Annotated in this window: 9 protein-coding genes; 3 read left to right on the forward strand and 6 right to left on the reverse strand. The window is 65.2% G+C overall.

The features are described 5' to 3' along the window. Nucleotides 1-768: 768 nt before the first annotated feature. The 6 genes from urtD to K226_RS0117750 all read right to left on the reverse strand — a co-directional run bounded on the left by urtD (nucleotide 769) and on the right by K226_RS0117750 (nucleotide 10,946). Nucleotides 769-1,644 (reverse strand): urea ABC transporter ATP-binding protein UrtD, encoded by an 876-nt coding sequence (gene urtD, locus K226_RS0117725; RefSeq protein WP_024816063.1) that lies wholly within the window; start codon nucleotides 1,642-1,644, stop codon nucleotides 769-771. Beyond that, a complete protein-coding gene (urtC, locus tag K226_RS0117730) occupies nucleotides 1,641-2,774 on the reverse strand; it encodes an urea ABC transporter permease subunit UrtC (protein ID WP_024816064.1) in 1,134 nt (377 codons plus the stop codon). The genes urtD and urtC overlap by 4 nt, the downstream gene beginning before the upstream one ends. Nucleotides 2,775-2,942: 168 nt before the next feature. Then, nucleotides 2,943-4,523, reverse strand: coding sequence for an urea ABC transporter permease subunit UrtB (gene urtB / locus K226_RS0117735; RefSeq protein WP_024816065.1), 1,581 nt, complete (start codon nucleotides 4,521-4,523; stop codon nucleotides 2,943-2,945). Nucleotides 4,524-4,681: 158 nt separating this feature from the next. Further along, complete coding sequence (gene urtA / locus K226_RS0117740; protein WP_024816066.1) at nucleotides 4,682-5,944, reverse strand: urea ABC transporter substrate-binding protein; 1,263 nt, start codon at nucleotides 5,942-5,944, stop codon at nucleotides 4,682-4,684. Between the two features lie 146 nt (nucleotides 5,945-6,090). After that, the gene (locus tag K226_RS0117745; protein ID WP_024816067.1) at nucleotides 6,091-7,161 is read right to left on the reverse strand and encodes a response regulator; all 1,071 of its coding nucleotides are present in this window, start codon (nucleotides 7,159-7,161) and stop codon (nucleotides 6,091-6,093) included. Next, a complete protein-coding gene (locus K226_RS0117750; protein ID WP_024816068.1) occupies nucleotides 7,161-10,946 on the reverse strand; it encodes an ATP-binding protein in 3,786 nt (1,261 codons plus the stop codon). The genes K226_RS0117745 and K226_RS0117750 overlap by 1 nt, the downstream gene beginning before the upstream one ends. Nucleotides 10,947-11,165: 219 nt before the next feature. Here K226_RS0117750 and K226_RS0117755 point away from each other — a divergent pair, with 219 nt between their 5' ends. From K226_RS0117755 to K226_RS0117765, 3 genes are read left to right on the forward strand one after another with little or no spacing between them, the layout of a single operon-like run. Beyond that, entirely contained in the window at nucleotides 11,166-11,468 is a 303-nt protein-coding gene (locus tag K226_RS0117755) for an urease subunit gamma (protein WP_008905050.1), read from the forward strand. A gap of 24 nt (nucleotides 11,469-11,492) precedes the next feature. Then, nucleotides 11,493-11,678, forward strand: coding sequence for a hypothetical protein (locus tag K226_RS0117760; RefSeq protein ID WP_024816069.1), 186 nt, complete (start codon nucleotides 11,493-11,495; stop codon nucleotides 11,676-11,678). Nucleotides 11,679-11,698: 20 nt separating this feature from the next. Next, nucleotides 11,699-12,004 (forward strand): urease subunit beta, encoded by a 306-nt coding sequence (locus K226_RS0117765; protein WP_024816070.1) that lies wholly within the window; start codon nucleotides 11,699-11,701, stop codon nucleotides 12,002-12,004. The last annotated feature ends 41 nt before the right edge of the window (nucleotides 12,005-12,045 follow it).

Below are 12,045 nucleotides of genomic sequence, written 5' to 3' on the forward strand. Positions count from 1 at the left end.
GGAGCTGGGACGCTGAGCGTGCGACGTGCTTCAGCGCAGGGCGGAGGCCGGGAGTCGCCCGGCGTGCGAGTAACTTTCTTTCGCTTCGCCGAAAGAAAGTCACCAAAGAAAGGGCGACCCTACTGTGCGTGTCCCTTCGCTGCGCTACGGGCAACCTGCGATGCTCGGTCAGGGGGTGCGCCGCAGAACTCACTGCGCGCTGCGCGCTCCATTCAAACAACTGCGGCGAGTCAGTGCACGAAGTGCGTGTGTCCTGCGGCACACGCACGCACCCCCTGCCCTGCGCTTCTCGGCACGCACAGAAGGGAACCCGCAACCGGACATCCCCACAGGCCACCGCTGCGCTCGGCCTGGATTGCACAGCGCAAGGCGCTTGCGCCCGCGAAGTCAGGGCCGAGCGCAGCGATGGCCCGTATGGCTGTTGGGTGGTTGGGCTCCCCACCCCTTCTGTATGCGCCTGGGGCGCGCAGGAGGCGGGGTGGCGTGGGTGTGCCGCAGGACACACCCGCGCTTCGTCAACTGACTCGCCGCGTCTGTCTGAACGGAGCGCCACAGGCGCGCAGTGAGTTACGCGGCGCACCCCGCATCCGAGCACCTCAGGTTGCCCCGTAGCGCAGCGAAGGGGTCGCAGACAGTAGGGTCGCCTTTCTTTTGGGTACTTTTCTTTGGCGAAGCAAAGAAAAGTACCTCGCCCGCCGGGGCGAGACCCGGCCTCCGCACTCAAAAAAAGCACACCGCCAGCCAAGAAAAGAGAGCGGGCAAACACCATCACCGCCCCAAGTAAACCTCAATCACCCGCTCATCCGCCTGCACCTGGTCCAGCGTCCCCTGCGCGAGCACCGCCCCATCGCACAACACCGTCACGATCTCCGAAATCGTCCGGATGAAAGACATGTCGTGCTCCACCACCATCAGAGAATGCTTGCCCTTGAGCGTCAGAAACAGCTCCGCTGTGCGCGCCGTCTCCTCGTCCGTCATTCCCGCCACCGGCTCGTCCAGCAACAACAACTTCGGGTCCTGCATCAGCAGCATGCCAATCTCCAGCCACTGCTTTTGCCCATGGCTCAGATTCCCCGCCATGCGCGCCACGCTGTCCGCCAGATGAATCGTGTGCAGGATCTCGGCCAGCCGGTCCGATTGCGCTGAATCGAGACGGAAAAACATGCTCGACGTCACACCCTTGTGCGTCTTCAAAGCAAGCTCCAGGTTCTCGAACACCGTGAGCTGCTCGAACACCGTAGGCTTTTGGAACTTGCGACCGATCCCCAAGCTGGCGATTTCGGGCTCGTTGTGGCGCAGCAGGTCGATGGTGGAGCCAAAGTACACCGTGCCGCTGTCCGGCCGCGTCTTGCCGGTGATGATGTCCATCATCGTGGTCTTGCCCGCACCATTGGGGCCGATGATGCAGCGCAGCTCGCCAGGCGCAATGTCCAGGCTCAGGTGGTTGATGGCCTTGAAGCCGTCAAAGCTCACGTTCACATCTTCCAGGTACAGGATGCGGCCGTGGGTGACATCCACCTCGCCAGGAACTGCTACCCGCGAGAAACCTGCGGCACGGCCACCCGATTCCGTCTGGCCCAGGGCCGTGGGGGCCAGCTTGGCCTGAATGCGCCGTGCGCCCTCCTCCATCAGATCGGGGGTCATTGCACAGCTCCCTTCTTGCTTTTCTTGCCCTTGATTTTCTTGAGCAGGCCCACCACGCCATCGGGCAAAAACAGCGTGACGGCGATGAACAGCGCGCCCAGAAAGTACAGCCAGAATTCCGGCGCCGTTACCGTGAGCCAGCTCTTGGCACCGTTGACGATGAACGCCCCGACGATGGGCCCGATCAGCGTGGCACGGCCACCCACTGCGGCCCACACCGCGATCTCGATGGAATTGGCAGCGCTCATCTCGCCGGGGTTGATGATGCCGACCTGGGGCACATACAGAGCACCCGCCACGCCGCACATCATGGCGCTGATGGTCCAGATGGTGAGCTTGTAGGGCAGCGGCGAGTAGCCCGAAAACATGACCCGCGTTTCGGCATCGCGCACGGCCTGCAGCACGCGGCCAAACTTGCTGCGCACCAGCCAGCGCGCCAGCAGGAAGAACCCCAGCAGCGCCAGCCCGGTCAGCACAAACAGCGTCATGCGCATGGTCGGAGTGGCAATCGGTGTGCCCAAGATGCGCTTGAAATCGGTGAAGCCGTTGTTGCCGCCAAAGCCCGTCTCGTTGCGGAAGAACAGCAGCATGGCGGCATACGTCATGGCCTGGGTAATGATGGAGAAATACACACCCTTGATGCGCGAGCGGAAGGCGAAGTAGCCGAACACGAACGCAATGACGCCCGGCACGGCCACGATGAGGAACAGCGTGGCGATGAAGCTGTCGGACAGCGCCCAGTGCCAGGGCAGCTCCTTCCAGTCGAGAAACACCATGAAGTCGGGCAGATCGCTCTTGTAGTTGCCGTCGCGGCCGATCTGGCGCATGAGGTACATGCCCATCACGTAGCCGCCCAGCGCAAAGAACAGCCCGTGGCCCAGGCTGAGGATGCCGGTGTAGCCCCAGATGAGGTCCATGGCCAGCGCGCAGATGGCGTAGCACATGATCTTGCCGAGCAGCGCCACGGCGTAGTCGCTGAGGTGCAATGCGCTGCCTGCGGGCACCCACAGGTTGAGCACGGGGGCCACGGCGCACACCACGATGAGTGCCACGATGAAGGCCGACCATCCGCTGCGTGTGAGCAGCGGTGCTGGTGCGGGCAGTTGAACGGCAGGTGAACTAGTAGTCATTTCGTATATTCATTGAGCTTTGCGCCATTCACAACGCATGAAACCGGCACGACCGAGGCCAGCGCCCCCGCGCAAGGGCCGCCCCGCCGCGCTGGGGGCGTCCCCCTCCCGCATTGCGTAGCAATGCGAGAGAGGGGGAAGGCGCGAAGCGACTCAGGGGGTGCTTCATTAATCTGCCGTGCGCCCTTTGACCGCAAAGATGCCCTGGGGCCGCTTCTGGATGAAGATGATGATGAACACCAGCACCGCGATCTTGGCCAGCACGGCACCCGCCCAGCCTTCCAAAAACTTGTTGAGAACGCCCAGGCCCAGCGCGGCATACACGGTGCCCGCCAGCTGGCCCACGCCGCCCAGCACCACCACCAAGAAGGCATCGACGATGTAGCTCTGGCCCAGGTCGGGGCCGACGTTGCCCACCTGGCTTAAAGCGCAGCCCGCCAGGCCGGCGATGCCCGAGCCCAGCGCAAAGGCATAGGTATCGACCCGCGCCGTGTTCACGCCCATGCACGAGGCAATGGGGCGGTTCTGCGTGACGCCGCGCACGAACAGGCCCAGACGCGTCTTGCTGATGAGAAAGGCCACACCGGCCAGCACCGCCAGCGCGAAGGCGACGATGATCACGCGGTTCCAGGGCAGCTGCAGGTTGTCCATGAGCTGCACGCCGCCGCTCATCCATGCGGGGTTTTCCACGCCCACGTTCTGCGCGCCGAACACGCTGCGCACCAGTTGCTGCAGCATCAGGCTGATGCCCCAGGTGGCCAGCAGGGTCTCCAGCGGGCGGCCGTACAGAAAGCGGATCACGCCACGCTCCAGCACCGCGCCCATGAGGGCCGATGCCATGAAGGCGGCAGGCACGGCCGCGACCAGGTACCAGTCGAACGCACCCGGAAAGTAGCGTTGGAAAACGCCCTGCATCACATAGGTGGCGTAGGCGCCGATCATCATCAGCTCGCCATGGGCCATGTTGATCACGCCCATCAGGCCGTAGGTGATGGCCAGGCCCAGCGCCACCAGCAGCAGGATGGAGCCCAGGCTGATGCCTGAGAACGCAGCGCCCAGGCGCTCGCCCCAGGCCAATTGGCCATCAATGGCACGCAGGGCAGCCTGCAGCGCGGCCTTGACCTTGGCGTCTTCTTCGACGGTGACGCGCTCGTTGAGCAGCAGGCGCGTGTCGGGCGTAGCGCTGAGCGACAGCGCCTGGGCCGCCGCAATGCGCTGCGCGGCATCGTCGCTGTCCAGCAAGGTAGCGGCGCGGGCCAATTCCAGCTGGGTCTTGATTTTGTCGTTGGTTTCCTGCGCCAGCGCCTTGTCAAGCAGGGGCAGGCGGCCTGCGTCGGGCTCTTTGGTCAGTGCCTTGGCGGCGGCCATGCGCTTGGTTTCATCTTTGCCAAAAAGCGCCAGGCCCGCCAGGGCCGTGTCGATCTCGCCGCGCATGCGGTTGTTGTTGATGATGTCTTCAGCATCTGGGGGCACGGGCACCTCGGCGCCGGTCACGGGGTCGATGCCCTTGTCGTCACGCACGATCAACGCCTTGCCGTCTGCAACCTTCACCGCGTCATCGGCCAGTGCCTGCAGGAAAGCGGCAGTGCGCTCGCTGGGCTCCACCACGGCCTGCTGCACGGCGGCCACGCGGTCATCGGTCTCGCCTGCGGCCATGGCCAAGGCCTGTTCGGCGGTCAGTGCGTGCGCCTGCACCGCTGCACACAGCAAGAGACAGGCGATCAGGCGTGAAAAAAAGGAGGAATGCATGACGGAGGATCTATGAAGGCGCAGTGGGCCACAGCGCAAGCGCGATGCGAAGGCGAGAGCCGCCGCGCAAGGGCCGCCCCGCCGCGCTGGCGGCGTCCCCCCTCCCACGCGCCAGCGTGAGAGAGGGGGTGAAGGCGCGCTAGCGCCTCAGGGGGGTGTCACTTCTTTTCAGGCTCGTCCTTCTTCTTGTCGTTGCCTTCGATGTAAGGCGACCAAGGCTTGGCCTTCACCGGGCCGGGCGTCTTCCACACCACGTTGAACTGACCATCGGCCTTGATCTCGCCGATGAAAACGCTCTTGTGCAGGTGGTGGTTCTTCTCGTCCATCTTGCTGACGATGCCGCTCGGTGCCTTGAAGGTCTGACCAGCCATGGCGGCGATCACCTTGTCCACGTCCGTGCTCTTGGCCTTTTCGACCGCTTGCTTCCACATATTGATGCCGATGTAGGTGGCCTCCATCGGGTCGTTGGTCAGCGGCTTGTCCTTGTGGCCAGCGATGTTCTTTGCCTTGGCGTAGTCCGCCCACTTCTTCATGAAGGCGGTGTTCTCGGGGCTCTTGATGGACTGGAAGTAGTTCCAGGCGGCCAGGTGGCCCACCAGCGGCTTGGTGTCCACGCCGCGCAGTTCTTCTTCACCCACGCTGAACGCGACCACCGGCACATCCTTGGCCTTCAGGCCCGCGTTGCCCAGCTCCTTGTAGAACGGCACGTTGGAGTCGCCGTTGATGGTGGAGACCACCGCCGTCTTGCCGCCCTGGCTGAACTTCTTGATGTCAGCCACGATGGTCTGATAGTCCGAGTGACCAAACGGCGTGTACTTCTCGTCGATGTCGGAGTCCTTCACGCCCTTGGACTTGAGGTAGGCGCGCAGGATCTTGTTGGTGGTGCGGGGGTACACGTAGTCGGTGCCCAGCAGCACCCAGCGCTTGGCACCGCCGCCGTCCTTGCTCATCAGGTAGTCCACCGCAGGGATGGCCTGCTGGTTGGGTGCGGCGCCGGTGTAGAACACGTTCTTGGACAGTTCTTCACCCTCGTACTGCACGGGGTAGAACAGCAGGCCGTTCATTTCTTCCACCACCGGCAGCACCGACTTGCGGCTCACGCTGGTCCAGCAGCCGAAGATGACCGAGACCTTGTCCTGGCCCAAGAGCTGCTTGGTCTTTTCAGCAAACAGGGGCCAGTTGGAGGCCGGGTCCACCACCACGGGTTCGAGCTTCTTGCCGAGTACGCCGCCCTTGGCGTTGATCTCGTCAATCGCCATCAGCACGGTGTCTTTCAACACGGTTTCGGAAATGGCCATGGTGCCCGACAGGCTGTGCAGGATGCCGACCTTGATGGTTTCTTGTGCATGGACTGGCAGTGCGGACAGGCCAGCGAGCGCAGCGACGGCCGCAAGGGCCTTGAGGGAATAACGACGTTGCATGTGTGCTTCTCCGGTGGGTGGTTTCAAACCGTTTCGCCCGATGGCCCCGAAGGGCGCTTTTCTCGGTCGATGGAATGGATTCTGGAGACAGCACCCCCGATCGGAAATACGCCGGGTGGCGTATGCCACGCAGGCTCGGTGCGCGCTCAGCCTTCGAACTGCGGGTGGAACTGGCGGATGCGGTTCATCGCCATGGCGGCGGCGGCGGTGCGCGTCTCCACGCCCAGCTTGGCAAACACGCGCTCCAGGTGCTTCTTCACCGTGGCGGGGCTGGCGCCCAGGATGTCGCCGATGTCGCGGTTGATCTTGCCCTTGACCACCCAGTACAGCACTTCGGCCTCGCGTGCGGTGAGCTTGAAGGACAGGCGCATGGATTCGATGATCGTGGCATCGGACACCTCGCGCATCACGATGAGCCAGTCGCCGCCGCCCGCGCTGTCGCCGGCCTGCTGGTGCAGGCGGAAGGTGAGCCGCCGCGCGCCTTGCTCAATGGCCAGGCGCGGTGGCTCGGCCAGCGAAGCGGCCAGCAGCTCGGCCGCGTTGTCGGCCAGCACATGGCGGCGCAGCCAGGCCTGCACCGGCTCGGGCGCCCATTGACCGAATGCGGTGGGTGTGCCGTCAGGCCCCACCTCGCCAAAGTAGCTTTGCAGCAGTTCGCGCGCCAGCGGCGTCTGCCAGACGATGCGGCCATCGGACGCGCGCACCGTGATGCTGGCGTAACCAAAGGCATCGAGGGCGTTGCGCGCCTCGCGGGCCTGGCGGGCATCCTGCCGGGCCTTGCGCGCCGCGCCCAAGTGCACGCCCATGCGGGCCATCACCTCGCGCGGCTTGATGGGCTTGGTGACGTAATCCACGCCGCCCGCCTCCAGCGCGGCCACCAGGTGTTCGGTTTCGGTGAGGCCGGTCATGAAGATGATGGGAATGTGTGCCGTGGCGGGCGATGCCTTCAAGCGCCGCGCCACTTCAAAGCCGTCCATGCCGGGCATCATGGCGTCGAGCAGCACGATGTCTGGCAGGGCCTGTGCCGCGCGCTGCAGCGCGGCTTCACCATGCGTGGCAACGAGCACGGTGTAGCCCGATTCATCGAGCGCGTCGTGCAGCACGGCCAGGTTGTCGGGCACGTCGTCCACGATCAGCACCACGTCGCTGTCTGCGCGGTCCAGCGCTGCACCGGGCGCTGCAGGCGCCTGGAAGGAAGGTGGGTTTGCGGTGGTCATCACGGTGGCGCCTGCTCCAGGATCTCGCCCATGGCATCGAACTGGAACTGTTTGGCCAGTTGACGCATGGTGTCGACAAAAACGCTGTGCGCGGGCTGGCTGCGTTCGATGTCGTCCAGGGTGTTGAGGATGCCCCTGTAGTAGCCCAGCGCCACCACCTGCGCCAGGGCCGCCAGCGCGGTGGCGTCGGGGTATGTGAGGGGATCGGGCGCAGCGGATGCCGCGGTGGACGCTGGCCCGGCGGGTGTCTCCGTGGCATCGTCGTGTTGCCACTGCAGACTCAGGCGGCGCTCCAGCCAGTCCAGCAGCTCGCTGTGGCGCACGGGCTTGACAATGAAGTCCTCGGGGCGGATATCCACGTCGTTGTCCAGCGCCTTATCGAAAGCATTGGCGGACACGATCGCGCAGTGGATGGCCCCCCACGCTCCGCACTGCGTGTCGTCGCTGCCCCCCGAGGGGGCCCCGTCCGGCTTGGGGCGGCCCGGCGCCGAACGGAATTGCCCCCACGCTCCGCACTGCGTGTCGTCGCTGCCCCCCGAGGGGGCCCCGTCCGGCTTGGGGCGGCCCGGCGCCGAACGGACTTCCTCAAGGTGCATCTGGCGCACGCGCCGCAGCGTCTCCCAGCCGTCAATGCCGGGCATGGCCAGGTCCATGAAGATGGCGTGCGGCCGGTAGCCCGTGGCCAGCAGGTCCAGCGCGTCGTGGCCGCTGGCGGCTTGGCGCAGCTCAAACCCCAGGGGTTCGAGCAGTTGCACCAGCAGTTCACGGTCGGGCTCTTCGTTGTCCACGACCAGGATGCGGCGGCGGTCGCCTGCGTAGCCTTTGCGGGCGCGCTGCGCGAGAGCGATCAACGCAGCGGGCGGCGGGGCGGCTTTGCCCTGCGCGTCGGCATGCACCTCGGGCAAGAAGAGCTTGACGTGGAACACGGAGCCTACGCCGGGTGTGCTGGTCACCGTCAGCTCGCCGCCCATCAGCGCGGTGAGCATCTTGGCAATGGTCAGCCCCAGCCCCGCACCGGGCGCTGTCATGGACCCGCTGCCGCCCGAGCCACCGCGCGCAAAGGGCTCGAAGATGCGCTCGATCTCATCGGCGCTGAGGCCCGGCCCCGTGTCCTGCACCTCAATGCGTGCCATCTCGCGCGCATAGCGCACGCGCAACGTGACGGTGCCATGCGCCGTGAACTTGACGGCGTTGCCCAGCAGGTTGATGAGGATCTGGCGCAGCCGCTTTTCGTCGGCACGCACCACCTCGGGAATCACCCCCAGCACATCGAACTGGAAGGCCAGGCCCTTGGCGGCAGCCTGTAGCTCGAACAGGCTGGCCATCTCGTGCAGGCCGTCGGCAAAACGCATGGGCGTGACATCGAGCGTGAGCTTGCCGGACTCGATGCGCGCGATGTCCAGCGTGCCTTCGATGAGCGACAGCAGGTGCTCGCCGCCCCGGCGGATGACGTGCACCGCCTGCTTGCGGTGCGGCGGCACGCCCGCATCCTCGCCCATCAGCTGCGCGTAGCCCAGGATGGAGTTGAGCGGTGTGCGGATCTCGTGGCTGATGGCGCTGATGTAGCGGCTCTTGGCCTGGTTGGCCTGGTCTGCCGCCCGCTTGGCTTCTTCGGCCACCTGGCGCGCCTGCTCGGCCACGCTGCGTGCCGTCTGCAGTGCGTCGTCGGTCTGGCGGTGCAGTTCGATCTCACGCACCAACAGGCCCGTCTGGCGGTTGGATTCCTCCTGCGCCACCTGGCGGCTCTTGTGCGCCAGCACCAGCCACCAGGCCACGATGCCTGAGATGACCAGCAGCGCCAAGTAAGCCTTGAGCAGGCCCGAGCGCAGTGCCGCCTCGGGTGCAGCCAGCACCTCGGTGTTCGTGGCCGCCTGCGCAATGGTGTTGAGTTCCTGGTGGTACAGCAGGCCCATGACGGACGCCAGCAGCGGCGCAATCACCAGCATCAGCAGCAGAAAATGCCCCAGCCCGGTGTCCAGGTAGCGCCACATGGCGCGCGGCAGCACCCAGCGCAGCGCGGCCGACCACTGCACCGCCATGCTGGCCTGGGGTTTGCACAGGTCGCCGCAGCGCGCATCAAGCGTGCAGCACAGCGAGCAGATGGCGCCCCGGTAAGCGGGACATTGGGCCATGTCGGGGGCTTCGTATTCGCGCTCGCAGATCACGCAGCGCTGCACCGTGTAGCGCATGTAGATGCCCAGGTCTTCGCCCCTCCTGCCCGGGCCATGCATGGGAACCGCCTGAACATCGGCCAGCGCAGCGGGTTCCGATTGGCGCGCAATGTAGTAGCGCCCTCCGGTGGCCCAGGCAATGAGCGGCGCGGTGACAAACGCCACAGCCATCGCAATCACGGCCGAGAACGCCTGCGGCAGCGGGCCGAACAGCCCCAGGTGCGCGCTGATGGACAGGATGGACGCGAGCGCCATCGCCCCCACGCCCACCGGGTTGATGTCGTACAGATGCGCGCGCTTGAACTCGATGCCCTTGGGCGACAGACCCAGCGGCTTGTTGATGACGAGGTCGGCCACCACGGCCATGATCCAGGCGATGGCGATGTTGGAGTACAGCCCCAGCACCTCGCCCATGGCGCGGAACACGTTCATTTCCATCAGCATGAAGGCGATGAGCGTGTTGAACACCACCCACACCACGCGCCCCGGGTGGCTGTGCGTGAGGCGCGAGAAGAAGTTGGACCACGCCAGCGAGCCCGCGTAGGCATTGGTCACGTTGATCTTGAGCTGCGAGATCACCACAAACAGCGCCGTGGCCGCCACCGCCCAGCCGTAGTGGGGGAACACGTATTCATACGCGGCCAGGTACATCTGGTTCGGGTCTACCGCCCGGTCGGCCGGCACCATGTGGGTGAGCGCCAAATAGGCCAGCAGCGCGCCGCCCAGCATCTTGAACACGCCCAGTACCACCCAGCCTGGCCCGCCCACCAGCACCCCCAGCCACCAGCGCCCGCGCGTGGCAGGCGTGCTGGCCGGCATGAAACGCAGGTAGTCGGCCTGCTCCCCCATCTGGGTGATCAGCGCAATGCCCACGGTGAGCGCCGCACCAAACAAGGGCAACTGAAAGGTGGCGCCGCCCCCCAATTCACCACCGTAGTGCACCACGCCAGAGAACGCACCAGGATCGCGCAGCAGCACATACGCAAACGGCACCACCAGCATCACCAGCCACAGCGGTTGCGTCCACACCTGCAGGCGGCTGATGGCCGACACGCCATGCGTGACCAGCGGAATCACCACGACGGCACAGATCAGGTAGCCCCAGGTGGGCGGAATGTCGAGCGCCAGCTCCAGCGCATAGGCCATCACGGCGGCCTCCAGCGCAAAGAAGATGAACGTAAAGCTGGCGTAGATCAGCGAGGTGAGCGTGGAGCCGATGTAGCCAAAACCCGCGCCGCGCGTGAGCAGGTCCATGTCCACACCATAGCGCGCCGCATACACGCTGATGGGCAACCCGGCAAGAAAGATGATGAGCCCCGTGGCCACGATGGCCCAGAAGGCATTGATGAAACCGTACTGCACCAGCAGCGTGGCGCCCACGGCCTCCAGGATCAAAAACGACGCCGCGCCAAACGCCGTGTTGGCCACCCGCCATTCCGACCATTTGCGAAAGCGCTGCGGCGTGTAGCGCAGCGCGTAGTCCTCCATGGTCTCGGTGGCCACCCAGCTGTTGTAGTCGCGGCGGACCTTCACCACCTGTTGGGGCGCGTCCACGGCCACCGGTGCGACAGGCTCGACGGCGGAGGTTTCGATGGGCGCGGTGTGTGCGGGCATGGGGAAATGGCGGCTGCAACCCATTCGGTGCAGTTTCCATGCCACGGCCTGCGCCCTACGGCGTATGGACGGGCATGGGGCTTGCTCAGTACGATCCGACCACGTCAGCGCGAACACAACAAAAGCACCATCACACCGGCACGCTTTGGAACTGACTCCTCGCGTTCGGCCGCCCTTGCGGCCGCGCGAGCCAATGACACCAGCATTGAGTGAAACGATATGGAACTGACTCCCCGCGAAAAAGACAAGCTGTTGATCTTCACCGCCGCCCTACTGGCCGAGCGCCGCAAGGCACGGGGCCTCAAGCTCAACTACCCCGAGGCCGTGGCCCTGATCAGCGCCGCCGTGATGGAAGGCGCGCGCGATGGCAAGACCGTGGCCCAGCTCATGAGCGAAGGCCGCAGCGTGCTGACCCGCGCAGATGTGATGGACGGCATCGCCGAGATGATTCCGGACATCCAGGTGGAGGCCACCTTTCCGGATGGCACCAAGCTCGTCACCGTCCATCAGCCCATTCTTTGACCCAACCCCACAGGACTCGCCTTCATGCTGCGCATTACCCGAAAACCGATCCGATTCATCACGGCCTGTGCCCTTTGGCTGTGCGCCGCCACCACGTTTGCCCATGACGGCCACAGCCAGCAGGACAGCCACTGGCACGCCACCGATCTGTGGGGCTTTGTCGCCATGGGTCTGGTGCTGGCCCTGGCTATCTGGCAAGGCCGCAAGTAACGTCACCCAGGAGCCCCGCAATGATCCCCGGCGAACTCTTTACCGACGCGGACGAACACCTGCTCAACACCGGCCGCCGCACGCTCACGGTGGTCGTGCGCAACACTGGTGATCGCCCCATCCAGGTGGGCTCGCACTACCACTTTGCCGAGACCAACAACGCCCTGGGCTTTGACCGCGCCGCCGCACGCGGCATGCGGCTCAACATCGCATCGGGCACCGCCGTGCGCTTTGAGCCGGGCCAGGAGCGCACCGTGGAGTTGGTGGACTACGCGGGCGAGCGCCGCGTGTTCGGCTTTCAGGGTCTGACGCACGGTGCGCTGTAGAAATTTCAAGCCAAAACAGCCTCTGGCGCTTTATGAATAAG

Source organism: Acidovorax sp. JHL-3 (assembly GCF_000526295.1).
In the GTDB taxonomy this organism is placed as follows: domain Bacteria; phylum Pseudomonadota; class Gammaproteobacteria; order Burkholderiales; family Burkholderiaceae_C; genus Acidovorax; species Acidovorax defluvii.